At 67.4% G+C, this 25,668-nt stretch carries 16 protein-coding genes; 7 read left to right on the top strand and 9 right to left on the bottom strand.

The features are described from left to right. Positions 1-402 precede the first annotated feature (402 nt). Complete coding sequence (locus AKJ09_RS39715) at positions 403-1,374, top strand: IS110 family RNA-guided transposase (RefSeq protein ID WP_146645479.1); 972 nt, start codon at positions 403-405, stop codon at positions 1,372-1,374. A gap of 79 nt (positions 1,375-1,453) precedes the next feature. Here AKJ09_RS39715 and AKJ09_RS39710 read toward each other — a convergent pair whose 3' ends face one another. Then, positions 1,454-2,362: an alpha/beta hydrolase gene (locus tag AKJ09_RS39710; protein WP_146653037.1), complete on the bottom strand. Its 909-nt coding sequence runs from the start codon at positions 2,360-2,362 to the stop codon at positions 1,454-1,456. 62 nt (positions 2,363-2,424) lie between these two features. On the opposite strand from AKJ09_RS39710, the gene AKJ09_RS39705 reads away from it, so the two are divergent. Next, positions 2,425-3,024 (top strand): TetR/AcrR family transcriptional regulator, encoded by a 600-nt coding sequence (locus AKJ09_RS39705; RefSeq protein ID WP_146653036.1) that lies wholly within the window; start codon positions 2,425-2,427, stop codon positions 3,022-3,024. A gap of 125 nt (positions 3,025-3,149) precedes the next feature. On the opposite strand, the gene AKJ09_RS39700 is transcribed toward AKJ09_RS39705, so the two are convergent. The 4 genes from AKJ09_RS39700 to AKJ09_RS39685 form a co-directional block, all read right to left on the bottom strand. Then, positions 3,150-3,401: a hypothetical protein gene (locus AKJ09_RS39700; RefSeq protein WP_146653035.1), complete on the bottom strand. Its 252-nt coding sequence runs from the start codon at positions 3,399-3,401 to the stop codon at positions 3,150-3,152. Positions 3,402-3,571: 170 nt separating this feature from the next. Further along, positions 3,572-4,864 (bottom strand): radical SAM/SPASM domain-containing protein, encoded by a 1,293-nt coding sequence (locus tag AKJ09_RS39695; RefSeq protein ID WP_169928234.1) that lies wholly within the window; start codon positions 4,862-4,864, stop codon positions 3,572-3,574. Positions 4,865-5,095: 231 nt separating this feature from the next. Beyond that, positions 5,096-5,830, bottom strand: coding sequence for a glutathione peroxidase (locus AKJ09_RS39690; protein WP_146653033.1), 735 nt, complete (start codon positions 5,828-5,830; stop codon positions 5,096-5,098). 13 nt (positions 5,831-5,843) lie between these two features. Next, the gene (locus AKJ09_RS39685) at positions 5,844-7,295 is read right to left on the bottom strand and encodes a dihydrolipoyl dehydrogenase (protein ID WP_146653032.1); all 1,452 of its coding nucleotides are present in this window, start codon (positions 7,293-7,295) and stop codon (positions 5,844-5,846) included. A gap of 76 nt (positions 7,296-7,371) precedes the next feature. On the opposite strand from AKJ09_RS39685, the gene AKJ09_RS39680 reads away from it, so the two are divergent. The 5 genes from AKJ09_RS39680 to AKJ09_RS39660 all read left to right on the top strand — a co-directional run bounded on the left by AKJ09_RS39680 (position 7,372) and on the right by AKJ09_RS39660 (position 11,733). Further along, a complete protein-coding gene (locus tag AKJ09_RS39680) occupies positions 7,372-8,370 on the top strand; it encodes a LysR substrate-binding domain-containing protein (protein WP_146653031.1) in 999 nt (332 codons plus the stop codon). Beyond that, positions 8,367-10,331: a DNA polymerase III subunit gamma/tau gene (dnaX, locus tag AKJ09_RS39675; protein ID WP_146653030.1), complete on the top strand. Its 1,965-nt coding sequence runs from the start codon at positions 8,367-8,369 to the stop codon at positions 10,329-10,331. The genes AKJ09_RS39680 and dnaX overlap by 4 nt, the downstream gene beginning before the upstream one ends. A 5-nt stretch (positions 10,332-10,336) precedes the next feature. After that, positions 10,337-10,657: a YbaB/EbfC family nucleoid-associated protein gene (locus AKJ09_RS39670; RefSeq protein ID WP_146653029.1), complete on the top strand. Its 321-nt coding sequence runs from the start codon at positions 10,337-10,339 to the stop codon at positions 10,655-10,657. Between the two features lie 15 nt (positions 10,658-10,672). Continuing rightward, positions 10,673-11,287, top strand: a complete 615-nt coding sequence (gene recR / locus AKJ09_RS39665) for a recombination mediator RecR (protein ID WP_240488779.1) — start codon at positions 10,673-10,675, stop codon at positions 11,285-11,287. A gap of 68 nt (positions 11,288-11,355) precedes the next feature. Beyond that, a complete protein-coding gene (locus AKJ09_RS39660) occupies positions 11,356-11,733 on the top strand; it encodes a RidA family protein (RefSeq protein WP_146653028.1) in 378 nt (125 codons plus the stop codon). 17 nt (positions 11,734-11,750) lie between these two features. Here AKJ09_RS39660 and AKJ09_RS39655 read toward each other — a convergent pair whose 3' ends face one another. The 4 genes from AKJ09_RS39655 to AKJ09_RS39640 form a co-directional block, all read right to left on the bottom strand. Continuing rightward, the gene (locus AKJ09_RS39655; protein ID WP_146653027.1) at positions 11,751-12,215 is read right to left on the bottom strand and encodes a DUF5362 family protein; all 465 of its coding nucleotides are present in this window, start codon (positions 12,213-12,215) and stop codon (positions 11,751-11,753) included. Positions 12,216-12,340: 125 nt separating this feature from the next. After that, entirely contained in the window at positions 12,341-13,186 is an 846-nt protein-coding gene (locus tag AKJ09_RS39650; protein WP_146653026.1) for a hypothetical protein, read from the bottom strand. A 101-nt stretch (positions 13,187-13,287) separates the two neighbouring features. Then, entirely contained in the window at positions 13,288-13,977 is a 690-nt protein-coding gene (locus tag AKJ09_RS39645) for a DUF374 domain-containing protein (protein WP_146653025.1), read from the bottom strand. After that, the gene (locus AKJ09_RS39640) at positions 13,977-25,466 is read right to left on the bottom strand and encodes a tetratricopeptide repeat protein (protein WP_146653024.1); all 11,490 of its coding nucleotides are present in this window, start codon (positions 25,464-25,466) and stop codon (positions 13,977-13,979) included. The genes AKJ09_RS39645 and AKJ09_RS39640 overlap by 1 nt, the downstream gene beginning before the upstream one ends. Positions 25,467-25,668 lie beyond the last annotated feature (202 nt).

Here is a 25,668-nt window from a genome sequence, read left to right as displayed (position 1 = left end):
ACACGCATCCTGCGAGCGCGAACGGAGGCATGGGCTGGTCGCGATCACCTTGCAACGTCGGAAGGTGGCGGTCGGAGGCGACCGAGACTCCCCCCACGCGAGTGAATTGCGAAGCAATTCACGAGCACCACAAGGCCAGCGGATGCAAGCGAGGCGAGGTCCCCTTCCGATCTTCCGCCCTTGTATAGATCCCCGTCCTCGCGCGGCGTTCCGCGCGGTAAAAAGATCCTTCGTACGACAGATCGATTCCGCCAAGGTCCTGAGAGGCCGACAGGAAGCAAGACTCGTCGTACGAAGGACCTACTCCCAACGAGCTCGAATGGCTGTGTGAGCCTCCCAAAGCGGAGAGCTCGAATCACGTTACAAGACCGGGCATCGGGAGGAAGGTCGCGTCCCCCTCGCATGGAGGAAGTCGTGACCCAGTACATCGGCATCGACGTCTCGAAAGATCATCTCGATGTGGCAAGTGAGGACGGAAAGACCGTCTTCCGTGTCGGCAACACGGAGGAAGGTCAGACCCAGCTTCTCCAGCGCCTGATGGAAATGAAACCCAAGCTCGTCGTGCTCGAAGCCAGTGGAGGTTTCGAGCTCGACGTCGTTCTCGCTCTCGGCAGCGCGAAGCTTCCCGTCGCGGTGGTCAGTCCGAGTCAGGTTCGACATTACGCGAAAGCCCTCGGCATCCTGGCGAAGACTGACGCGATCGACGCGAACGTCATCGCGCGATTCGGGGCTGCTACGACACCCACACCACAGCCAGTTCCGGACGAAGAAACGCTGGAATTGGAGGCTCTTTTGCTTCGTCGGCGTCAGCTCGTCTCGATGTTGGCCACCGAGAAGAATCGGCTCGCGACGTTCAGCATCACGCGAAAGGTCGGCGGCGAAAAAGCGGTGAAGAGCATCCGGCGGACGATCGAATTTCTCGAGGAGCAGCTTGAGTCGCTCGACGAGACGACACGCGCTCAGCTGCAGAAGAGTCCTCTGTGGAAGGAAAAGGAGGACCTACTTCGCTCCGTCCCCGGCATCGGACCGGTCACCGCTCGGACTCTGATCTCGGATCTGCCGGAGCTCGGAAGGCTTACTCGCAAGTGCATCGCCGCGCTCGCTGGCCTTGCGCCCTTCAATCACGATAGCGGGGGCCACACCGGCAAGCGTCGCGTCCGCGGCGGCCGCACGACCGTGCGCAGTGCGCTCTACATGGCCTGCGTCGCATCGCTGAAATGCAATCCGCTCATCAAGGCGTTCTTCGACCGGCTTCGCGCCACGAAGCCGGCCAAAGTCGCCCTGACGGCGTGCATGCGAAAGATGCTCACCATCCTGAACTCGATGGCGCGCACAGGCCGAAAATGGTCCCCCGAGCTGCCTGTCAGCTCTTGACGGAGGTTATGGCTGCTTCCTGTGAACTCTCTCTGGGCCGCGCCCACAGCGATTCGCGCTCGTGTGCGCGAGCGCGATCTCAGCCGAGCGCGCGTTGCATCGCGGCCATCCAGTGCGCGCGCGTATCGCGCGCGAGCGTGCTTTCCGGCGCGAAGAGCTCGAACGCGTGAAAGCTGCCAGGCACGTTGTAGAGCTCCGTGGAGACGCCGGCCTCGATCAAGCGGCGCGCGTAGTCGAGGCCGTCGTCACGGTACGGATCGAATTCGCAGGTTTGAATGTACGCAGGCGGAAGGCCCGAGAGGTTCTCCGCGCGGAGCGGCGCGGCGTACGGTGAGACGTTCGTGCGATCGGCGCCGAGATAGCGGTCCCACGTGGCCCGTGCTGCCGCGGCGTCGATGAGCCGAGGATCCTCCACCGTGCGCGCCGAATGGCTGGTTCGTCGATCGTCGAGGGCGGGGATCTGAAGACACTGAAACGCGATGGCCGGACCTCCCCGATCGCGTGCGAGGAGCGCCGTCGCCGCGGCGAGGCAGCCGCCTGCCGAAGGCCCCATGACGGCGAGCCGTGACGGATCGCAACCGAGCGCTTCCGCGTTCGCCGCCGTCCACACGAGCGCCGCGTAGCAATCCTCCACGCCCGCGGGAAAGAGGTGCTCCGGGGCGAGGCGGTATTCGACGGAGATGATCGTCGCGTCGAGCTCGGGAACGAGCGACGCGGCGGACAGCGAGGCATCGGCGGCGCTGCCGTAGACGAAGCCGCCGCCGTGCATGAAGACGACGATCGGGCGCTTTGCGCTCCGCGGCTCGGCCGGTCGAAAGCACGTGATCGGAACGCCGTTGGCGACGAAGTTCTCGGTCCGAATGCGCGGGTCGGGGCGCTCGCTTTTCGCCACCAGGCTTCGAAACGCTCGGCGCGTCTCGGCGACATCGGCGTTCGGGCGGCGCGGAGGAAGGTGCTCGACGATGGGACGAAGTTCGGCGGCGATCATGCGCTCACCGTAGCGCAATTTGGACGGTGTACAAATCAAATGAAGACGCTAGATTCGAAGGCATGAGCCGCTCGTTCACGCCCACGCGCAGCCGTGCGGCCTTTCACCATCCTCAATTGGCCGAAGAGGTGTTGGCCGCTGCACGGACGGCTCTCGAACGGGAAGGCGCGCGGGGCCTGAGTCTTCGCGCGGTCGCCAAGCAAGCGGGCGTGTATCCGACGGCCGTGAGTCACCGCTTCGGCGATCGCGAAGGGCTCCTCGCGGCGCTGGCGAAAGAGGGCTTCGAGGTGCTGAACGCCGAGCTGGAAAACGCGAAGACCCCGAAGCCCCGCGAAGGCGTTCGCGCGATGCTCAAGGCCTACCTCCGCTTTGCCGAGTCACGCCCGCGCCTCTTCGCGGTCATGTTTTCGCCTTGGTCGATGTTCGAACGGCGGCACCCCGAGCTCGAAGCCATTGGGCAGCACGCCTTCACCCTCCTGCGCGACCAAGTGGCGGCGTGGGTCGAGCCCCAGCGCAAGCTCGCGCCGGACATCGTCGCGGAGTCGCTTTGGTGCACCGTGCATGGCCTTGCCACGCTGGTCATCGAGGAGGGCGCCGGGAAGCGGAAGTCGAGGTTCGACGTCGACCGGATCCTGGACGTCGCGCTGCGCCCGCTAGGTTGACGTGCGCTGCCGTGCTGGCACCACGCCGCGCACAAACGAAGCGACGGCCTCCCAATTTCGGGAGCCGTCGCCTCCGTCGCATCGTCTTTTCGTAGGACCTCGTGAGCCGCGCCGTCGAGCCGTGCTCAGGAATTCGTCGACCGACCACGCGACGGGCGACTGACGAGTCGCGTGCCGTCATCGCTCGTCGGTGCCGCCGCATAGATCGGAATCCCGCCCCCGTCGTAATCGCCGTTCTGCGGAGTACCTGCGTCCGATCCGCCATCCGATCCGCCGCCATCCGATCCGCCATCCGGTCCAGCGTCGTCCAGGACGGAGTCGGGGCGCTCTGCCGTGTCGCTCTTGCCGTCGTCGGAGGAGCATGCTCCTTGGGTCATCGCGACTCCGACTCCGAAAGCGAACGTCGCTGCACGCCCGAGCCGCGTTCGCGGCGCGACGCGTGGCGCGCGGTTCGCGAAGGCATCAACCAGCGAACAAGCACAAAAAGGGCACGACGATTCGCTGATCTTCACGTGGCGATGGCAGTGCGGACACGCTTCCAGCTGGCTCATGAATTCGCTTCTTTCTCTCCAGGCACAGGTTCGACAATCAGCTCGAAAATTCCATGATCGAACGGCTCACCGGGGGCCGGTTGCCGTCGGACGAGTCTCTCGCGGAGCCCTTCACGATCGCGCTCGAGCGCGCGGTGATGGCAGTACGGATTGTCGCCCGGCCGCCCGAAGAGCACGGATGTGGTCCACGTGCATCCGGCGCGGCATATGTCTGCGTAGTAGCAAGTTCGGCAGAAGCCGGTCAGATCTTCCACGGTGCGATCGCGCGTATATCGAAGCGCGGATGCACGCTCCCAAAGGTCCACGAGGGAGTGATCGCGAACCGTTCCTCCACCCCACTGCTCGGAAGGAAGCGAGGGACAGCCCTTCACGAGACCGTCCGACTCGATGCCGAGGGTGCCACGTCCGGCCGAGCAGGAGGTCCCGTGACCACGCGGCAACGTCCCGCGAAGTCGGCTCTCGTAGGGGCCGAAGTAGCCGAGGTTGTTGCCGGGATAGAGCCGCACGCCGTGCTCTTCACATCGTGCTGCTAGCGTGTCGAGCAGCGGGAAGAGGTCGAGTAAGTCGTACGGCTGGAGCAGGACGTCCGGCTCGTCAGCAGCGCGGCCCATCGCGACGGTCAGCATGATCTGCCATGCCTCGGCCCCCTCTCTCACGAGCATCTCCAAAATGCTCGGGAGATCAACGAGGCTCAGGCGGTTGATCTGGGTGTTCACCGTGAGGCGTACCCCCGCCTCGCGAAGCGCACGCATCGCGGCGATCGCGTCTCGATGCGAGCCCTTCGCCCCGCGCAGTCGATCGTGCGTCTCCTCGGCTCCATCGATCGAGACACTGGCGCTCCCCAGACCCGCAGCGGCGGCCTCTCGGGCGAGCGTCGGGCTGAGCCCGCGACCGCCCGTCGTCATCGTGCAGTGCATACCGTGGGAACGGATGGCCCGCACAATCTGGACGAAGTCGGGACGCAGATACGCCTCGCCCCCGATCAGGGTGACCTCCATCACGCCGAGCTCGGCGATTTGACGGACGAGGTCGAGGCACTCCTCCGTCGTCAGCTCGTTCGGTCGCTCGACGCCCGCTCGAGAGCCACAGTGCCGACATGCCTGATCGCACCGCAACGTGATCTCCCACACCGCATGACGCGGCCGGATGCTTCGATCGCGCTGCCGCGGCTCCGAGAGAACCGGCAGCGGCCGCCGTGGCTTCGAGATTGTCGGCAAGCCGACGCGAGGTCGTTTTGCCCGAAGGAGTTCCGCACGTTCCGCCGCGAGAAGCGGATCACGAATGCTCACGGTCGGATCAGAGCACGCCACAAGTTCCACATCAACTCGCGTTGACCCGAGATCGCCGCCCATTGGGAATGGCCATCGTTCGCGCCGAGCATCACCTTGTCCCCCACCCTCGCAAGCGATTCGCGCACGTAGCCGCGGGCACCTCGCAGATCTCGAAATGAGGAAGCGACGGCCTCCCGAATTCCGGAAAGCCGTCGCTTCGTCCTTGTGCGCGTCGAGAGCGCCGCGCTCTTACTCGCCGAGATAGAGGGCGAGGTCTTCGGCGCCGCCGATGTGTTTGCCGTCGATGAAGATCTGCGGGGTCGTCGTGCGGCCGCTGGAGGCGCGGAGACGACGCGGCGTCGCGGGGACCTCTTCGTAGCGCAGGCCGCGCTTGTCGAGGAGATCGCGTGCCTTCGCACAGAACGAGCAACCTTCGCGGCCGATCATCAGGATGTCCGCCGGGGCCTTCGCGTCCGGCGCGAGGTGGCGGAGCATCGTGTCGGCATCGGAGACCTCGAACGGGTCGCCTTCGACGTCGGGCTCGATGAACATCTTGGTCACGACCCCGTCGTCGACGAGCATCGAGTAACGCCACGAGCGCTGGCCGAAGCCGAGGTGCTGCTTGTCGACGAGCATGCCCATGCCCGCCGTGAACTCCGCGTTGCCGTCCGGGAGGAAGACGATCTCCTCCGCCTCCTGGTCCTTCGCCCACTCGGCCATGACGAACGCGTCATTCACCGAGATGCAGACGATGCTGTCGACGCCCTGCGCGCGAAGCGCCGGCGCGAGCTCGTTGTAACGCGGGACGTGGCTGCTCGAGCAGGTCGGCGTGAAGGCGCCGGGGAGCGCGAAGACGACGACCTTCTTGCCCGCGAAGACGTCCTTGGTGGAGACGTTCTTCCATTGCGCGTCCTCGCGCGTGCGGAAGGTCACCTCGGGGACACGCTTGCCTTCACTGCTCTCGAACGGAACTTTCTTCTGCATTTTTCTCTTCTCCTTACTGGACTCGGGTGACTTGCTCGCCCGCGGCGAGCTTGGCTTTGGCGTCGCGGAGCGCGGTGCGAACGCCCTCCTCGACGACGGGGTGGTAGAACGGCATGGCCAGCATCTGGTCGATGGTGAGCTTCTGCTGGTGGGCCCATGCCAGGAGATGCGCGAGGTGCTCGGCGCGAGGCGCGATCATCTCGGCACCGAGGAACGTGCCGGTCTTGGGGTCCGCGTACACGCGCAGCGCGCCGCGGTTTTCGAGCATGACGCGGCTGCGGCCCTGATCCTCGAAGCGGACGAGGCCGGCGACAATGGACTTGTGAGCGGACTTGTGAGCGGACTTGTGAGCGGTGAGCTCTTCGAAGCCGGGGCCGACCACGGCGAGCCCGGGATCCGTGAAGGCGATGCCGATCTCCGACCGGCGGACGCCTTGGGTCACCACGGGATAGCGCGCGGCGTTGGCTCCCGCAATCGATCCATCGTCGGCCGCCTCGTGCAAGAGAGGTAGCTCGTCGTTCACGTCACCCGCGAGGAACACGTGGCTCTCGCCGAGCCGCAGGGTCTCGCGATCGAGCGTGGCGCCCGCCGCAATGCCTGCATTCTCGAGGTGAAGCGTATCGATGTTCGGCCGGCGGCCGGCCGCGACCAGGATCTTCTCGAACGTCTCGGTGTGGACGACGCCGTCAGCGCCCAACCACGTCACGGTGACGCCACCGTCGTCCGAGGGAGCGACGCTCTCGATCTTCGCATCCGGATCGGCGGCGAGCTCCTTCTGGAAGATCTCGCGGGCAGCATCGCGGACGACCGGATCGCCGAGCAGACCAATCGCACCGCCGCGGCCGAAGAGCCGAACGCGCACGCCGAGACGATGCAGAGCCTGACCGAGCTCGAGGCCGATGATGCCCATGCCGAAGACGACCACCGACTTCGGAAGGTCCTTCCACGTGAAGACGTCTTCGTTCGACGCGACGCGGTCGCGCACGCGGTCGAACATCGCCGGAACGTGCGGGCGTGAGCCCGTGGCCACGACGATGCTCTTCGCTTCGACTTGCTGGTGAACGCCCGGCGTGACCACGACGTCGAGAACGTGGGGCGACGCGAACGAAGCCCAACCGCGAACGTGGTCCTCCGCCGGGATCTTCTCGACACCTGCGATGACGAAGCCGACGAAGCGATCGCGCTCGTGTCGGAGCCGATTCATGACGGCCTTGCCGTCCACCTCGACCGTCGTCCTCAAACCGAACGGCGCAGCTTCACGAGCTTTGTGCGCCGCGTCCGCCGCAGCAATGAGGAGCTTGCTCGGCATGCAGCCGACGCGCGCGCAGGTCGTTCCATGCGCGCCACCTTCGACGAGGACGGCCGAGGCTCCGGCCGCTCGAGCTGCGCGATACGCAGCGAGACCTGCCGTTCCTGCACCGATCACCGCCACGTCGAAGGTTTGCTTGTTCGTCGTTCCGTTCATCGTGAAGAGAACCTACGGCGGCCCTCGTGATTGCTCAAAGTCGAAGAATCGATTGACGTGATAGACTCCGACTATCATGTCGCGCACCGCCCCCACGCCGAACGACCTCTCGATCCGGCAGCTGCAGTACGTGGTCGCCGTGGCCGACACGCTCGGCTTCCATCGCGCGGCGGCTCAGCTGCACGTCTCGCAGCCCACGCTGAGTGCGCAGATCCAGCAGCTCGAGACCGTGCTCGGAGTAACCATCTTCGAACGCGATCGCCGTCGCGTCCTCGTCACGCCTGCCGGCGAAGAGATCGTCGCGCGGGCGAGGCGCGTGCTCGTCGAGGTCGGTGACCTGCTATCGGCCGTTTCGCGGCGGCGCGATCCTTTCGAGGGCACGCTGCGCATCGGCGTCATTCCCACCGTCGCGCCCTATCTCTTGCCCGACGTCACGCCCGCCGTTGCCGCGAAGTACCCGAAGCTGCGCCTCGCGCTCCGGGAAGAAAAAACGCCCGACGTGGTCGCCGAGCTCCGTGAAGGGAAGCTCGATGCCGGGCTCCTCGCCCTCGAGGCCGACCTGGGCCCGGATCTCGACCATGCGGTGATCCTCGAGGATCCGTTCGTCGTGGCCCTTCCGCACGGACATCCCCTCGCCGGCCACAAGCGTATCGACATGGAGGAGCTGGAACGCGAGCACGTGCTCCTGCTCGACGACGGCCACTGCTTTCGCACCCAAGCGCTCGCCCTCTGCTCGAAAGCAGGCGTGAAAGAGGCCGATCTGCGGGCCACGAGCCTGGGCACCCTCGTGCAGATGGTCTCGAGCGGCGCGGGCGCCACGCTTCTTCCGCAAATGGCCGTGCCGGTCGAGAACCGTCGAGCTCAGCTCGAAATCCGGCCACTGTCGCCGCCGACGCCCCGCAGGACGATTGCGCTCATCTGGCGAAACGAGTCTCCCCTCGGAAAGCCCTTGCGGGAACTCGCGGGCGTTCTCCAAGCGGCGTTGCGCGGCGCAGCTGCGCCGCGGGAGGCTCGAGAGGCTCGCGCGGAGGACCGTCGACGCCGGGCGGGAGGTGGGCTAGCAAAGCAGGTGTGAGCTACCTCGTTCTCGCTCGCAAATACCGGCCCCAGTCCTTCGACGACCTCGTCGGGCAGGAGCACGTCACGAAGACGCTCGGAAACGCCATCGCGCAGAACCGTGTGGCCCACGCGTTCCTGTTCACGGGCGTCCGCGGTGTAGGCAAGACGACGAGCGCGCGCATCCTCGCCAAATGCCTGAACTGCCTCGGTGCCGACGGCAAGGCCACCGGGCCGACGGCCACGCCCTGCCAGGTCTGCGCGGCCTGCACCGAGATCGCGGCGGGCGTCGACATGGACGTCCAGGAGATCGACGGCGCGAGCTACAACGGCGTCGACGAGGTCCGGCGCCTCCAGGAGGGCCTCGCCTTCCGACCCGCGCGCGACCGGTTCAAGATTTACATCGTGGACGAGGTCCACATGCTCTCGAACGCGGCCTGGAACGCGTTCCTGAAGACGCTCGAAGAACCTCCTCCTCACGTGAAGTTCATCTTCGCGACGACCGAGGTTCACAAAGTCCCGGTCACGATCCTCAGCCGCTGCCAGCGCTACGACTTCAAGCTCGTCTCGGCCAAGCGCATCGGCGAGCGCCTCAAGGAAGTCCTCGGCAAGGAGACCATCGCGGCGGACGACTCGGCCGTCAGTGTCCTCGCGCGTGAAGCCGCCGGCTCGATGCGCGACGCGATGAGCCTGCTCGACCAGGTCATCGCGTACGGCAGCGAGAAAATCTCCGCCGAAGACGTGGCCCGCGTGCTCGGCGTCGCCGATCGCGAGATCATGAACAAGCTCACCGGCGCGATCCTCGCCGGCGACGCGCCCACCGTGCTCGAGGTGCTCGACGCGGTCGCCCGCCAGGGCTTCGACCTCGTCCACCTCTGCCGCGACTTGCTCCATCACGTGCGCAACGTGGTGGTGGCGAAGGTCTGTCCCGAGGACAAGGCGCGCGAGCTCCTCGACCTCGCCGATGAAGAGGTGGCCGACGTCCTCGCGCTCGCGAAGAAGACCGACGCCGACGATCTGACCCGCCTCTTCCAGGGCCTTTCGAAGGGCTTCGACGAGATCGTCAAGAGCGGTCAGGTGCGCGCGGCGCTGGAAATGACGCTCGTGCGCCTCGCGCGTCGCCCCGCCCTCTTGCCCCTCGACGAGCTCCTCTCGCGCCTCGGCGAGCTCGAAAAGCGCCTCGCCACAGGCGCGCCTCCACCCACGCGCGGCGGCGGTGGTGGCCCTGGAGGCTCGGGTGGCTCTGGCGGTCGTACAGCGCGTGAGCCTGCGGTTCAGGCAGCTCCGCCGGGCGGGCCCGTTTCGATCTTCGCGGCCCCTACCGTGTCGGAGTTCGGCCCGCCGCGCGCGGTGGCGCCGGTTCCGTCGTCGCCCACGGCGTTCGCGCCTCCGCCCGTTCCTCCGCCTCCTCCGTCGTCGCCGCGCCCGATCATGGCGCGAGCCGGCATGCCCGCCCCCACGGTCCAGACCGATGGCGCGCTGGCCCTCGCAGAGAGGCGCTCACCGGTCGTCGAACCGCCGCCTCCGCCGGCTCCGCCCGTCGCGGATCCCTCGCCCACGCTGACGGCCGACTCGCCGATGATCCAGACGTGGCGCGCGATCCTGGCGAAGCTGCGCGAGGTGAAGCCGGCCGTCGCTTCGACGCTCGAGCTCGCGGCGCCACTCACGATCACGCCGGAGAAGATCCTCCTCGGCTTCGAGCCGGAGTCCTTCGAGGACTCGCGCAAGGTCGACACCGACGCGTCGCTGATCCTCACCGAGGTGGCGCGTGCGTACTTCGGTGCGGACACGGTCGTCTCGCTCGAAGTCACCCAGCGCGGCAGCAAGCTCGCGAGCATCGCCTCGCTCGACGCCGCGAAGAAGCGCCAGGCCCTCATCGAGGCGCGCCAGGCAGTCGAGAAACACCAGCTCGTTCAGAAGGCGATCGCGATTTTCGACGCCGAACTGAAAGACATCAAACTTCCCCCACAGGAGGATTGAAGACGATGGGTAACTTTGGCGGCGGAATGAACGAGCTCATGCGGCAAGCCGCACGCATGCAGCGCAAGATCGAGCAGATCAAGAAGGAGCACGGCGACAAGGAAGTCACCGTCGGTGCGGTCGGCGACAAGGTGAAGGCCACCGCGACCTACGCCGGCAAGCTCTCGCGCATCGAGGTCGATCCCGAGTTCCTGAAGTCGGAAGGCCTCGAGCTCACGCTCGACAGCGTCGTTGCCGCCGCGAACTCCGCGCTCGAAGCGGGCGACAAGGCCATGGAGGCCGAGCTCGCCAAGGTCACCGGCGGAGTCAAACTGCCGGGTCTCTGATTCGAGTTCGTCGTCGTGCAGCAGTCCACCAAGATTCGAAGGCTCGTGTCGCTCTTCTCGCGCCTCCCCGGCGTGGGTGAGAAGACGGCACAACGCTACGTTCTCCACCTGCTCACGTCCGATCCCGAGGTCGCTCGGGATCTCGGGCGCGAGCTCGGTGGACTGCACGACGAGCTTCGTCCGTGCGCACGATGCGGCAACATCGCCGAGGTCGTGCCCACGGAGGAGCCGACGGTCTGTGACATCTGCAAGGATCCTCGTCGCGACACGCGGCTCCTTTGCGTCGTGGGCCGCATCCACGACTTGCTCGCCATCGAGCGCACGGGCGCCATGCGCGGCCGCTACTTCGTGCTCGGACGCCTGCTGTCGCCGCTCGAAGGGATCGGCCCGGAAGAGCTTCCTGTTCCGCGTCTCGTCGCGCGCATCGCCGACGAGGGCGTCACCGAAGTCATCGTGGCCACGCCGCCGAGCGTCGACGGCGAAGCGACGGCTCTCCTGCTCAAGCGGGAGCTTGCCGCGACGGGCGTCACGATGACGCGCATCGCCAGCGGCGTGCCACACGGTGGGGACCTCGAATACGCCGATCCGATCACGATGGGTCGCGCGCTGTCCGGCCGCCAATCGCTCTAGTCGGTCGGGTCGCTCTCGCCGCCGCCGGCGCTTCCCTCCTCCAGGCATGCGTGGAAGAGTGCGCGCCCATGAAGGCCATTTCGACCCCCGACGCCCCGGCTGCCATCGGTCCCTACTCGCAGGCCATCCGGTCCGGCGATCTCGTGTTCTTGAGCGGTCAGGTTCCGCTCGATCCGAAGACCGGCGAGCTGATTCGCGCGGACATCGCGACCGAGACCGATCGCGTCCTCGACAACCTCGGCGCCGTCCTCGCCGCTGCCGGCTGCAGCTTCGCGAACGTGGTCAAGACGACCATCTTCCTCACGGACCTCGGCGACTTCCAGACGGTCAACGTGACCTACGCGAAGCGCTTTGGCAACCCGCCCCCGGCCCGCGCCACCATCCAGGTCTCCGCGCTGCCGAAGGGTGCTCGCGTCGAGATCGAAGCGATCGCGCGCGTTCCCTGATGGCCTGATGGCCCGAACTACGCGGCCAGCATCCCCACGACGACCGTGGCGGCGATGAAGAGCAGGTAGAAGACGGCCATCACGATTGCGACGATGCCGGCGAATTTCCAGAAGGACTTCTGCTCGGCGAGCGCAGCCTCGAGGTTCTCGGGCGACCGATTCTCCTCGAGGCGCGCGATCGCGCCGCCGTAGGTCCAGAGCTTGATCGCCGGATAGATGTAGAGCGCAGCCATCGGCAGGTAGATCAGGCCGACCGCCGCCGGAAATCTCTTGGTCCCCGAGGCGGAGCTGAACGCGAGCATCGCGAGCGCGCCGATCACCATGGACCCGCTGGCGATGAACGCGAACACGCTCAGCGTTCGCACCCACGGTCGCGTCTGGCGGAGCAGCTCGATGGCGTTGTCCGTCACGCCAGGACGGCTCGCGTCGCTCGTGCTCGGAAGCTGGCCGCCAGGCGATCCGGGAGGGCCGTACGGGTTCATGCGCAACGCAGTACCCGAGCCCCCCTTGCCCGGCAAGGCGGCCACACACAACGAAACCCGGAGGCCTCGCGCCTTTGAAGCGACGCGAACCTGCCGGGCTTTCGCTGTGGGACTCGAAGTCTCGATCAGTACGACGCGATCGTGACCGTGTCGCTCGACAGAATGCCCTTCGACTGGACGTTGAGGGTCTTCGCCGCGTCCGCCGTCGCGCCCGCGATCGGGTACGGCTGGTTGCTCTTCATGCCGGGGAACGCGGTGGTGATGATGCGTTCCGCAGCGGCCGCCGGATCGCTCTCATCGACCGTGAGGATGACGCTCTCGGCCGAGAACGTCGAGGGAACGGCCACGGAGACGGCGTCTTCGCCCGTCACGACGACCGACGCGCCCTTGACCGGGTTCACCTTCACGGAGACGTCGCCGCTGCCGTTCTCGTCGACGATGAGCGAGCTCACCGTGACGGCGCCGTTGAAGCGGATGCCACCGTTGCCATCACCCACCGTGAGCTTCACGGGGACGGCCGCGGTGCCGGCCGGAATCGTGACCTTGAGAAGCTTGCATCCCGACTGACCACCCGGCGAGCTGCCGTGATCGCCGCCGTGCTTGCACGTGACGGTGATGTTGCCGTTGCTCTCGGTGACCTGGAAGGTCGCGAGGGCGTCGCGGATCGACTCCTGCGCATCGGCCTCGACGTCCCCACGGCCCGCGAAGATCGCCTGCGCGGTCACCTTCGTCGCGCTCGGATCGGGGTAGATCTCGACGCCGCCGTTGCCGACCAGCGGATTGACGCCGTCGTTGTTGATGGTGATGGCCTGACCGTTCCACTCGGACGTGGACGACTTCGCCGGCTGGCTCGAGTCGACGTACTCGCGCTTCGTCTTGAACGTAATGCTGTTGTCGGTCGTGGAGACACTGCACGCCGAGAGGGCCACGAGGCCAAGGACACCGAAGAAGACGACGGACGAGCTGCGCATTTTCTTTGTTCTCCTCCCACTCGGAGTCCGAGCTGGGACCAAGCTAGGTGCGGGCACGTCTTTCGGCCCCACCCCTTGGACCGCAAGACTGGCACCCGAATTCAATCGGTTTTGGGCTTCCCCGAGGAAGGCCCAGAAATTCCCGAGCAAGCTACCATGCTAGCCGTTTCGGGTGCCAAGATCGCCCGGGCGCGCACATTGGCGGCAACGATTGCCGCGGCCGTTTCCATGTCGCCCGCGTCGGCGTCGAGCGGCGGCCCGAGGACGACCGAGACCGTCGAAAAAGGCCACGCCAGGACGAAGCGATCCCACGCGCGCGTAAAGACCTTCGCGCGCATGGCCGCGCTGCCCATGGGTACGAGAACGCCACCCGCGCGCTTGGCAGCCATGCTCGCCCCGGGCTTCACCGTCCCGTAGGGTCCTCTCGGCCCATCGACCGCGAAGGCCGCGTCCGTGGCGCCCGCACGAAGACGTCGTACGAGCGCCGCCAGACCCCGGGCGCCTCCTCGCGACGACGATCCTCGCACGACGCTCATCCCGAGCATGCCAAGGGCCCGCGCCTGGATATCTCCGTCTTTGGAGAGGCTGACCAGCACCACCGTCCGGCGACGCCGTCGCCATGCGAGGAGCGGCCACTGCGTCCCGTGGAAGAACGAAAGCACCCACGGCACGTCACGCACGGCTTCGAGCTCCGGATGGATCTCGAGGCGTAGGCGCAGCGTGGCGAGCCACACGCGAGCGAGGAGCCCCAGAAGGAGGCCCCCCACCGCGCGCAGCCCGCGTGCGACCATCAGTTCTTCAACGTGGAGAGCATCGCCTTCGCGCGATCGAGATTCGGCTCGTTCTCGACGGCGCGCTCGAGCATCTGCACGGCCTTGGCCTTGTCGCCCTGCTTCATGCTGATCTCGCCGAGGTAGTAGAAGACCTCGCCCTTCGAGATGCCGGCCTGAGGCTCGAGGCGCTGGAGAAGGAGTGCGCGGAACGTCTTCTGCGCGCGTTCGAGGTCGTTGTTCTCGAGCGCGAGCACGCCGAGATCGCGGAGGACCTCGATCGAGCCCGGGTCGATCTTGAACGCCATGTCGAACTGCGCGAGAGCCACGTCCTTGTCGCCGAGCGAGGCGAGCGCGCGTCCGAGCTTGTGGTGGTAGAGCGAGAGCTCCTTCGTTCGCTTGTTGCCGAACGAGGCAATGACGCGCTCGAGGACGTTCGCCGCCTCGCGCTCCTGCTTCGCCGCCGTGTAGGCGTCGCAGAGCATGAGGAGCAGATCACGATCCTGCGGAACGAGCTTCGTGACCCGCTCGAGGACCGGCACCGCGTCGTCCGGCGACGACCGCTCGCGCACGTGAATCTCCGCGGCGCGACGCAGGATCTTGACCTGCTCGACCACGTACGCCGGAGGCGGCGGGATCGAACCCATCGCCGGCGGTGCATTCGAGCTGCCCGGAGGCGGGATCGAAGGCATCGACGAGCGAATCGACGGGGGCTCGTACGGCGGGTTGTCGTCGCGGAGGATGTCTGCGTCACCGACGAGGAGATCGGCGAGCTCGCCCCACTTCTTCGTCTTCACGTAGAGCTCGGCGAGGCTCGTGCGGACGTCGGCGCTCTTCGCGTCCTCGGTGAGCGCACGACGGAGCGCCTGTTCGACGCCGTCGAGATCGGAGGCCTCCTGGCGAGCCTTGGCGAGGCGAAGCGCCAGCGGAACCGCCGCCGCGCCCGATGCCGTCTCGGCGAGCTTCGACAGGGCCGAAGCTGCGCGTTCCCAGGCGCCGCGCGTCTCGGCGAGGCGAGCCACCGCCTCGAGCGCGCCACGATGGTTCGCGTCGCGTTCGAGGACCTCTTCGTAGACCTTGAGGGCCGCGCCCGCGTCTTTGACCTGGAGCTCGTTGATCTCGCCGAGGCGAACCAGGTGATCGAGCTCGAGGGCTGCGTCACCGCGCGAGCGGGCGCGTTCGACGAGCTGCGTCTGCAGATCGGCGAGCTCGGCGTGCTGTCCGGTCTTCGCGAAGATGGCCGCGAGCTGCATCGAGGCACCTTCGTGATCCGCGTTCTCTTCGAGGATCGCGCGCAGCGTGTCGGCCGCGTCGCGCGGAGCCTCGAACTTCTCGAGCTGCAGCTTCGCGAGGTCGAGACGCAGCGTGGCGCGCCCCTCCTCCGACGAAGCGTTGTCGATGAGCGTCGCGAGGAGCTTTCCGAGCTGCTCGAACTTGCCGAGCTCGTCGTAGAGCGTGCGGAGGCGCGACTGGGCGCGTTCGTCGCTCGGCTCCTGCTCGAGGATCTCCTCGTAGAGAGCAATGGCGCGATCGCGATCCGAGAGCTTGTCCGCAGCCACCTCGGCCGCACGGTGACGGAGCTCGGCAGCCTTGTCGGCGTCGACCTCCGCTTCGGCACGACGGAGAAGCAGCTGCACGACCTGTTCGTGATCGCCGGCGGCTTCGCGGAGACGCGTGAGCTCTTCGGTGGCCCACGCATCGGCCTCGTTCTCCGCGAGGAGCTCGCGAAGGACGGCTTCGGCGAGCGCGGCGTCACCGAGGATCTTCTCGGCGAGCTCCGCGGCCTCGCGGCTCAACGTGCGCTTCGTCTCGGGCTCGCCTTCGAGGCGCGCGAGGCGACGAAGGACGCCGATGCGATCGCGTTCGCGGCCCGGCGAGCGCGTGAGCGACTCGACGGCGCGAACCCATTCGATGTTCTCCGGATCGCGCTCGAGCGCCTTGCTGAACGCCACTTCGGCGCCGGCCGAGTCCTGCGCGCGATCGCGGCGCCACTCGCCGAGACGCGCCCAGAGCTCCGCGCTCGAGGTCTTCTGCTGTGCTTGGTCCTGCGCATCGAGGGCACGCGCGAGGGCCTCGCTGGCCTCACGCCAAGCACGGTTCGCCTCTGCAAGGCGTTCGAGCTCGGCGATCGCTTCGTTCTCCTCCGGGTCTTCGACAACGGCGGCTTCGATCGCACGCTGGGCCCCGAGCGTATCGGCGCCCTCGTTCTCGAGCACCTTGGCGAGGTCGAGTCGAGCGCGCGTCCGCTGACGAACGCCGTCGGCACGGTCGACACGGCGCGCGTAGAGGCGGCCCAGGTCGGCTCCCTTGCTCGTCGCGCGGTAGACCGTCTCGAGAATGTCGAACACGTCGTCGAACAGCGCGTCCTCCGTGACGAGCTCTTCGACGGCCGTGCGACTCTTGTCGTGATCGGGCTGACGCTCGAGCGCCGAGCGCAACGTGGCAAGCCCCTGCGCCTTGTCGCCGAGCGCGCCGATCTGCAGGCTCGCCAAGCGATGGTAGAGGTCCGCTTGTGCGGCCGCGTCGGGCTCGATCGCGATGCGCCGCTCGAGAACGTCGGACAGTGCGCGCGTGTCGTTCTTCGCCCCGAACACGCGCTCGAGAGCGATGAGGATGGGCGCCGAATCGCCTCCCTGTTCGGCGGAACGCGTGTAGGCGTCGGCCGCGCGCGAGAGATCTTCGAGATGCGTCTCGGCGATCTTGCCGAGCCGCTCGAAGAGGTCGGCGGTGACCTTTCCGTCGAAGATCGAGGCCGCGCGCTCGGTGAGGACGTCGGCGTAGCGCTGCCAACCTTCCTTGCCGAGCAGGCCCGCGATGCGGCTCATCTCGGCGTGGAGCGAGGCGTCGGAGGGCGCATCGGAGAGCGCCTGGGCGAGCGCCCCTTCTGCGCGCTTCAGATCGCCGAGCGCCTGCTCGGCCACTTCGGCGATCTGACGGCGCGTCGCCGCTCGATCCGCGGGCTCGTTCTGCGCGCGCAGGCGCAGCTCGAGGACGCTGACGAGAAGCTCGTTGCGGGCCTTCAGGTCGTCGCCTTCCGAACCCGAGCGCAGAATCGGCTCGAGAACGTCGGCCGCTTCTGCACGCAGCTCGTCACGCGCATCACCGATGTCGCGAATGGCCTTCGCCGCCTCCTCGTCGTAACCGAACGCGAGGACCTCTTGGTACGCCTCGAGGGCCTTCTTGTGGTCGTCGAGCTCGGCGGCGAGGAGCTTGCCGATGCGCTTAACGAGGGCGGCCTTCTTGGCGCCATCACTCTCCGCGTCGGCCTGCGCGCGCAGGTTGTCGAGCAGCTCCGGCCACATCTTCTCGGCCTCGAAGAGACCCGCGAGAAGCTGCATGACCTCGATGTCGTCCGGCTTGGCCGCGAGGGCCTGACCGAGAAGGACGACGGCTTCGCGACGGTCACCGAGACCGACCTCGTAGCACTTGGCCGCGTCGAGCAAGAGGCGGTGGCGGAGCTCCTCGTCGAACTCCCCGCAAAGCTCCACACGACGTCGATAGAGGTCGACGAGACGCGCGGCGTCGTTGCGCGCTTCGAAGAGCTCGATGAGGTTGTCGATCGTGAACGCACTCTCGGGTTCGACCTCGAGGGCGCGCTCGTAGGCGTCGATGGCGCCCTGGGCGTCGTCGAGCATGTCGCGGCGCGCCTCGCCGATGCGGCGCCACAGGCTCGCGCGCTCCTCGTCGTCGCCGCAGAGCTCGGCGCGCTTCGCGAGCACACGCACGAGAATCGGCCAGTCGGAGAGCAGCGTCGCGAGCTGATCCATCTCGCCGAGCGGGCGATCGTCGCTCTCGTCGAGGCGGAACAGACGATCCCATGCGTCGAGCGCGCGGCGCGGGTCGTCGCGACGCTTGTCGTGAAGCTTGGCGAGCGCCTCGAGGAGCTCTTTTTGCCCAACGCCGTCGATCTTCGCGATGCCTTGTTCGTAGGCGTCGGCGAGATCGTCCCACCGTTCGGTGGTGACCGCGACCCGATCGAGCTCTTCGCGCGTATCCCCATCGTCAGGGTCGAGCGTGAAGGCCTCCTTCAAGCAGTCGAAGGCCTTGTCGAGGTCGTTACCGCGCTCCTCGAGGAGTTGCGCCGTGTCACGAAGCACGGCGACCTTCTCGTGCGGCGTGGTCGCGATCGAAAGGCGGTGGGCCGCGACCTCGACGAGCTTCTTCCAGTCGTCGATCTGTTCGTAGATCGGCTTCAGGATCTCGACGACGCGAGGCTTGAGCTCCTCGCGACCGAGCATGGCCTCGAGCGCGGCGACAGCGGCCCTGCCGGAGTCGTTCCCTCGCGGGTGGACAAGCCCCACGATGACTTCGAGTTCGTCGATGGCGGAACCGGCCTCGCCAAGCCGCTCGTCGAGCACGCGCGCGAGGTCCAGGCGGAAATGCGCCTCTTCCTCGGGCAGCGCGCTCTGCTCGGCGCGACGACGCAGGAGATCGGCCAGATCGCGGAAGCGAGCACGACGCGTGAAGAGACGCGTGAGGGCGGCGAGCGCGGCCACCTCGCCATCGTCGACGTCGAGGATGGATCGATACGTCGCGATCGCCGCGTCGTCGTCGTTGAGCTCCTCTTCTTCGACCTTGGCGATGGTGTGAAGCGTGGCGAGCCTGTCTTCGGGCTCCACCCGGTACTCGAGGGCGTCTCGGTAGAGCGCCACGCGCTCGGTGGGCTTACCGCCGCGGATGAGAATGCGGTCGGTCGCCTTGAAGGCGTCTTGCTGCTCCTCCGGCGAGAAGGCGTACGCGCGGCGGAAGAAGGCGAGCGCGCGCGTGTCGTTCTTCTGGGCTTCGTAGAGCTCACCGGTGCGGAAGGCGAGCTTGGCGGTGCCCGGCTCGTCGGCGGTGATCTTCTCGAGCTCCGACGCATAGATTTCGGCGAGGCGCTCCTCGGCATTCGCCACGCGGGCAAGGCGTTCGAGCTCCGCCCAGGTGGTCTCGTCGGTAACGTCTTCGGTGAGAAGCTTCGCCATCACCTCGAGGGCGGCCTTGTAGTTCTCCTCTTGCTCCTCGTGCAGCTTGGCGAGGCGCTTGAGCAGTGCGCGGCGCTCGTCGGGGTCCTCGCTGCTCGAGAGGCGCGCTTCGGTGGCGGCCATCACCTTGCGCCAGTCGAGGCGCGTCAGATAGACCGCTTCGAGCATCTCGGCGGCGCGCCCGGCATGGGCCGGCTGCGTCATGAGGTTCTCGAGCGAAGCCACGGTGGGCTCGTGCGTCGGAATCACGCCGAGCGCCGCCGCGTAGTGATCGAACGCGCGTTCGACCTCGCCGAGATCCTTTTCGTGAATGTGACCGAGCGCGTGGTGCAGCTGCGCCCGTCGCTCACCGTTCGTGGTGTCGGCCACGAGCTCGCGTTCGTACATGGCGACGAGATCGCCCCATCGCGAAGCGGCCGTGTAGAGGCGCTCGAGCGCGTCGAGCGCGGGGTCGTCGAGGCCGATCTCGAGGATCTCCTCGTAGACGCCGATCGCGCGATCGCGGTCGCCGACGGCTCCGTCGCAGATGCGCGCTTGCTTGTAGAGGATCTCTCGACGGCTCGCATCCGTCTCGGCGGCCTCTGCGCGGCGCTTGAGGATCTCGAGGAGCAGCTCGTGCTCTCCGGCTTCTTCGTGGAGCTGCTCGAGCGCGACGAGCGCGATCGTGTTCTCGCCCCGGAGATCGAGCGCCTTGCGGTAGTACTGTTTGGCGAGCGCAGAGTCGGCGAGCTTCGTACGCGCGAGCTCGGCGATGCGCAGAAGCAGCTCGAGCTGGCGCTCCTCGTCGAGGATCTCGGCGACCATGTCGCGGAAGAGTTGGACGAGCGCCGGCCATTGCTCCGTGCGCGCCGTGAGGCGTTCCGCCCTGGAAATCCAGGACGGAAGCGATGCTTCACCCGCCGCTTCTTTCAGACCGCGCGACGCGTAACCGAACGAACGCGCCATGTCGGCCAGCGGACCTTCGGAGACGTCGGCGGCGCGTGCGAGAAGGTCGAGACGAGCCTCGACGCTCCCCTCCCCTTCGATCTGGATGTCGAGCACGCGAAGGAGCTTCGCGGACGCACCGCTCGACTCGTAGAGCGGCCGGAGAATCTCGGCCGCATCGGCGCGAGCACGCTCGTCGTCGAGGAGCTCCTCGAGCGCGGTGCGCGCCGTGGCGTTGTCGGGATCGAGCGTGAGCGCTTGACGGTAGGCCTCGATGGCCTCGCCGATCTCCTCGAGGCGCTTGCGGCGCACGTCACCGAGGCGCGTGAGCAGCGCGATGCGATCGGCATCGTCCGTCGCGAGCGACAGCTCCGCTTCGAGCGTCTCGGCGAGATCGGGCCAGCGCGCCCCCTTCTCGTAGAGAGCCGTCAGCGCACCGAGCACGTTGCGATCGGCGTCGAAGTCGTCGAGCACGGCGCGATAGGCCACGATGGCCTCGTCGACCTCACCCATGCGGTCGGCGAGAGCCTGCGCGGTGCGCACCATGAGCACCTTGCGCGACTCGCTGCCGTCGGCGCGTTGCTCGCGCGCGCGGAGCACTTCGACGAGCGCCCGGTGATCCGCCGTCCGCTCGTAGAGCCGGTCGAGTGCCGCAAGCGCCTGCTCGTCGGCCGGATCATCGTCGACCCGCATCTTCCACGCGACGATGGCCGCCGCGTCGTCCTGGAGGACTTCCTCGCAGATCGAGGCGAGTCGACCGAGGAGCTCACGCCGCACCGGCACCGACTCCTCGAGCTTGATCTGGACGCGCAGAACGTCGGCGAGCTCACGGTTCTTGTTCGGCAACGTTGCGTAGAGACGCTCGAGCGCCCGCACGGCAGGCAGCGCGATGGTGGGGTCTTCGGGCGCGAGCTCGAGCACCTGACGATGCACGGCTTCGGCGCGCTCGGTCTGCTCGCTCTCCTCGTAGATCTTCGCGACGTCGGCGAGGAGCTCGGCGCGCTGCTCGGGCGACTCGGCGTTCTTCGAGGCGGCCATGAGGACGTCGGCCGCTTCGTCGAGCATGTTCTGGCGGCCGGCGATCTCGAGGTATCGCTGGCGGGCCTCCACGTCGCCCGGAGCGAGCGGAAGGAGCTTGCCGTAGGTCTCGAACGCGCCCTTGTCGTCGGTGAGGCGCTCGTCACGCAGCTCGGCGATGCGCCGGAGGAGGTCTCGGCGCTCCACCTCTCCCGTGGCCGCTTCGAGACGCACGTCGAGCACGCGCACGAGGTCGCGCATCTCTTCGCGCTCCACGTACACGCCTTCGAGGATGATCGCGGCACGCTGCCGGAGATCCGGGTGGCTGAGGCACTTCTCGACGAGGTCGCGCGCCTCGCGGATGGCCGAATCCGCGGTCACCACCTCCTCGAGATAGTTCAGCGCCGACTTCGGATCTGCGAGCCGCGAGAAGAGCAGCGTGCCCAGGCGCAGCTTCAGCTGGGTGTTGTCGGCATTGGCCGCGAGCGACAGACGACGCGCGAGCAAGTCGGCGAGGTTCTGCCAGCGCTCCTGCGCGCCATAGAGTTTGTCGAGCGCGAAGATCGCCTGATCGTGCTCGGGATCGAGCTCGAGGATTCGCTCGTAGTAATGAATGGCCTTGTTCGCGTCGCCCGTGATCTCCTCGGCGACGATGGCCACCTCGTTCAAGAGATCTGCGCGGCGCGCCGTGTCGGTGGTGACGGCGATGACGCGCTCGTAGAGGGTCTCGAGATCGAGCCAGCGCTCGCGCGTGGTCAAGATCTGCTTGAGACGCTGGAAGGCGCGGACGTTGGCCGGATCGCGCGCGAGAATGCGATCGAGGTACGGCGTGGCCCGGTCGATCTCGCCGAGCATCTCGTCGTAGAGCGTGGCCGCGCGTTCGGCGAGATCGATCTCCACCGCCGAGGGCAGATCCGTCTCACCGGTCTCGGGGAGCGCCTGCGCGATCGCCTCGACGAACTGCTGCGTGCGGTGGGTCTTGTTCGCGAGGACCGCGAGGCGGTCCCACACGGGGAGTTCGGTCGGGTTCTCGGCCGCGGCGCGCGCGACGACGTCGAACGCCGCGACCTTGTCGCCGACCTTCTCCTTCACGTCGGCGAGCTTCTGCTGGAGCACGAGTCGATCGCGCTTCGACGACGCCGTGGCGATGAGTACGGCGAGGACGTCGGCCTGCTTGGCCCACGCCGCGCTCGCCTCGTAGGCCTGCTCGAGTACGATGGCGGCCGTACCGCGCGTCTCGGCGACCGGAAGGAGCTCCTCGACGACCGCGATGATCTGCGCGTCGTTCGGCGCGATTTCGAGCGCGCGACGAGCGGCGGAGAGCGCCTCGGTCGGCTTCTTGAGCGGCCCCATGTAGAGGCGCGCGAGATCGAGCTCGCGAGCCACGCGCGCTCCGCCGGCCTCGAGGTCGCGTTCGCGCTGGAGAATCGACGCTGCCCCTTCCGCGTCACCCGCGGCGAGGAGAAGGCGTGCGAGCGCGCGCAACGCACGCATCTGCGTCGGCTCGACCGAGAGAATCTCGCGGTAGAGCGAGACCGCGCCCTCGGGCGACGCGAAGGCCTCCTCTTCGAGCATCGCCCACTCGGAGAGAATGGCGATACGCGACTGCTCGTCGGTGCGGTCTGCGCGCAGGCGGAAGAGCCAGCGCAGGTCGTCACGGCGCTCCGGCGCGGTGCGGAGAAGACGATCGAGCGAGGCGATCGCTTCCTCGTCGTGCGGGTTCGCCGCGATGAGCTCGCGGTAAGCGCCGATGGCGTCTTCGGGGCGCCCGGCGTGCGTGGCCGATACGTCGGCGAGAATCATCCGGAGCGTGCGGCGTTCTTCGTCGCTCGCATGGCTCGAAGCCGCGCGGGCCTCGAGAGCTCGCACGAAGAGCATCCACTCGCCCGAGGCACGCGCCCAGTCCTCGAGCTCGCGCACCGCACCAGGCTCGGTCGGGGCGATCTCGAAGACCTTCGTGGCATAGCGGAACGCCGCCGCGCGGTCGGAGAGTTTGTTGCCGGTGACGGTGGCGAGTTTGCGGTAGAGGGCGCGACGCTCGACGTCGTCCGTGGCGTGCGTGAGCAGGATCTCGTAGAGCGCCGGCAGCCGCGCCCACTTCTCTTCCGCTTCGTAGATCGGGACGAGCGAGGCGGCCGCTCGCTTGTCGTCGGGCCGAACGGAGAGCACGCGCTCGTAGGCGCGGAATGCGCGCTCGGACGCTTCGAGCTTGTCTTCGAAGATGGCCGCGGCGCGGAACGAGAGGTCGATCTTGGTCTGCGCGTCGGACGAGCGATCCGCCGTGCCCGACAGCACTTCGACGAGGCCTTCCCAGTCGCTCGACTGCGCGTAGAGCTCGGTGAGCCCGTCGTAGTCGCCGATGGCAAGGTAGCTCTCGCGGAGGATGCGCAGCGCCTTGGCGTGACCAGGCGACAGCTCGAGGACGCGCCGCCACGTGCGCAGAGCGCCCGCATGGTCCTGGAGTCGATCGGAGAAGACGCTCCCGAGCTTCTGCAGCACCACGAGCCGCCCGGTCGGATCGGTCGTGAGCTCCGCACGCTTCTCGAGGGCCTCGGCGACGGTCAGGAAGTCCTTGTCGCGCTCGGCTTGCTTCTCGAGCGCGTCGAGCGCGCCCATGTCGGTCGGATCTTCGCTGAGGATCTGCTTGTAGAGGCGTGCCGCGTCGGCGCCGCGATCGAGGCGATCGGCCGCCATGCGCGCCATTTCCGCGAGGATCGCGCGGCGCTCTGCGCCCGCCACGCGGCGCGACTCGAGCTCGTAGAGATCGTAGAGCGGGCGGTACGCGCGACGCTTGGTGTAGAGCTCCTTCAGCTTCTCGATCGCCTCGCGATCGTCGGGGAGCGACTCGCGGAGGCGCTCGTAGGCCTCCACGGCGTTCTGCACGTTCGAGAACTGATCGAGCCAGCGACGCGCGATGGCTCGATAGAGCTCCGCCTTCACCGCGCCGTCGGTCTCGAGCTCGGCGAGGCGCATCTGAGTCGTGAGAAGATCGCGCCAGCGCCCGAGCGCTTCGTAGACGCGCGCGAGCTCGCGCACGGCATCCTGATCGGTGGGATCGAGCGCGATGATCTGGCCGAGCACCGTCACGAGCGCGGAGTCGCTCTTGACCTGGTCACGGTAGATGGTGGCGATTTCGCGGAGGATCGGGAGGCGCGCGCCGGCGTCGTCGGCCGCGACACGTTCGAGCTCCGAACGCAGCACATCGGCGAGGTGGTTGTGCGCGCCGGTTTGGCGATAGAGGCGCTTGAGCGCCTCGCGCGCGTTGACGTTGTTCGGCTCGGCGCGAAGGAGGGAGCGCCACTGCTCGATGGCCTTCTGGGCGTTTGCGCCGTCTTCGGCGAGCTGGGCGATCTCGCCGGCGAGCTGCGCTCTCTCGGTGCCCTCCGGCATCGCCCGCTGGGCGTCGGAGAGGATCGCGATGAGGCGCGACGGCTCCGCCTTCTCGCGGCACCATTCGCGGAAGAACGTGAGCATCCCTGCATGAGCCGGCTCGATCTTGCGAAGGCGCTCGAAGTACGGCTCGGCCGCCTCGGGCTTGCCGCGCATGCGCCAGTGCGTCATGGCGATCTGGACGATGATGCCGCCCTCTTGGCCGGGGCGGACGCCACCGCCCGAGAGCTGTCCGTTGTAGAGCGAGACCAGGTGGTCCCACGCCTCTTGCTGCGTGAAGACGTCGACGAGGGCGCGCGTGGCCTCGCCGTGGCCCGGAGAGATGTCGAGCATGCGCTCGTAGACGGTGCTCGCGCGATTGATCGAGCCGACCTGCTTCTTGAGGACGCGCGCCAGGCGACCGAGCGCCGCGAGCTTCTCGTCCTTGGCGGATACTTCGTCGGCGAACGCTTCGAGGGCCGCGGCGAGATCCTCCCAGCGCTCGAGATCGCGGAAGACGCGCTCGAGGAGGAGGATGGCACGACGGTTCTTCGAATCGAGCGAAAGCGCCTCGCGCAAGCGCGCGACGATGGCCTCGCCGAACGCGATGCGCTCGCCGGACTTGGCAGCGTCGCCGCTCTCCTTCGCGGCCGCGCCCTTCTTCTTCTTTTTGCCCTTGGCCTTCGGTGCGTCGTCGACCGGCGCCTTCTCCTCGGGCTGCCCGTAGCGATACGCCGTCTCCGCGGCGGAGACGAGGAGCGAGCTGCTGAACGACGCGTCACCGGCCGTCTTGGCTTCGGCGACGTAGCGATCGACGAGCTCGCTCCACTTGCTGCGCTTCGCCGCGGTACGCTCGAGGCCCTCTTCGACTTCGGGGTCGTTCGGCTGGAGCGCGAGGATGCGCTCGTAGGTCGCGACGGCCGCCGCATCGTCGAGGAGAACGTCGTCGCGAACGCGCGCGAGCTCTCGAAGGAGATCGATCTTCGCGGCGCCTTCGGCGAGCGCGGCCTCGATCTCGAGGAGATCAGCCACCGCGTCGTACTCACGACGCATCTCGTGCGCCTTGCGCGCCGCGAGCAGCAACTGAGCTAGCTCGTCGGCCGTGAGGTCGCCTGGGATGACTGTGCCCTCTTCGGAGGTGAAGCCGAGTGCTTCGCGCAGCTCGCTCCACGCGGTGTCGTTGTCGGGCTCGTCCTGCAGAATGCCGAGGGCACTACGGATCGTCTTCGAGCTCATCGTCACGCTCATCCTTCGGGGCCTGCGCAGCTGTCGACGTGCACGCCTTCGTGCAGCGCCGCACGAATCAAATCGCCTGGATCATTCATGAAACCAACCCAGACAACGGCGGCCGAAGGATGGTACGGACCCTGACGGCCGCGATCAAGCCCGCTCGGCGGCCGGATGTGCTCGGGCGGCGAGACGAACCCGGCCTACTTGT

The sequence above is a fragment of the Labilithrix luteola genome, assembly GCF_001263205.1.
In the GTDB taxonomy this organism is placed as follows: domain Bacteria; phylum Myxococcota_A; class Polyangia; order Polyangiales; family Polyangiaceae; genus Labilithrix; species Labilithrix luteola.
This window is presented reverse-complemented; position numbering and strand designations above follow the sequence as displayed.

Bases quoted from the DNA above. Each gene is read 5' to 3' on its own strand.
- AKJ09_RS39715 (WP_146645479.1), top strand. From the start codon at position 403: ATGGAGGAAGTCGTGACCCAGTACATCGGCATCGACGTCTCGAAAGAT.
- AKJ09_RS39710 (WP_146653037.1), bottom strand. From the start codon at position 2,362: ATGATCGCCGCCGAACTTCGTCCCATCGTCGAGCACCTTCCTCCGCGC.
- AKJ09_RS39705 (WP_146653036.1), top strand. From the start codon at position 2,425: ATGAGCCGCTCGTTCACGCCCACGCGCAGCCGTGCGGCCTTTCACCAT.
- AKJ09_RS39700 (WP_146653035.1), bottom strand. From the start codon at position 3,401: ATGACCCAAGGAGCATGCTCCTCCGACGACGGCAAGAGCGACACGGCA.
- AKJ09_RS39690 (WP_146653033.1), bottom strand. From the start codon at position 5,830: ATGCAGAAGAAAGTTCCGTTCGAGAGCAGTGAAGGCAAGCGTGTCCCC.
- AKJ09_RS39685 (WP_146653032.1), bottom strand. From the start codon at position 7,295: ATGAACGGAACGACGAACAAGCAAACCTTCGACGTGGCGGTGATCGGT.
- AKJ09_RS39680 (WP_146653031.1), top strand. From the start codon at position 7,372: ATGTCGCGCACCGCCCCCACGCCGAACGACCTCTCGATCCGGCAGCTG.
- AKJ09_RS39670 (WP_146653029.1), top strand. From the start codon at position 10,337: ATGGGTAACTTTGGCGGCGGAATGAACGAGCTCATGCGGCAAGCCGCA.
- AKJ09_RS39660 (WP_146653028.1), top strand. From the start codon at position 11,356: ATGAAGGCCATTTCGACCCCCGACGCCCCGGCTGCCATCGGTCCCTAC.
- AKJ09_RS39655 (WP_146653027.1), bottom strand. From the start codon at position 12,215: ATGAACCCGTACGGCCCTCCCGGATCGCCTGGCGGCCAGCTTCCGAGC.
- AKJ09_RS39650 (WP_146653026.1), bottom strand. From the start codon at position 13,186: ATGCGCAGCTCGTCCGTCGTCTTCTTCGGTGTCCTTGGCCTCGTGGCC.
- AKJ09_RS39645 (WP_146653025.1), bottom strand. From the start codon at position 13,977: ATGGTCGCACGCGGGCTGCGCGCGGTGGGGGGCCTCCTTCTGGGGCTC.
- AKJ09_RS39640 (WP_146653024.1), bottom strand. From the start codon at position 25,466: ATGAGCTCGAAGACGATCCGTAGTGCCCTCGGCATTCTGCAGGACGAG.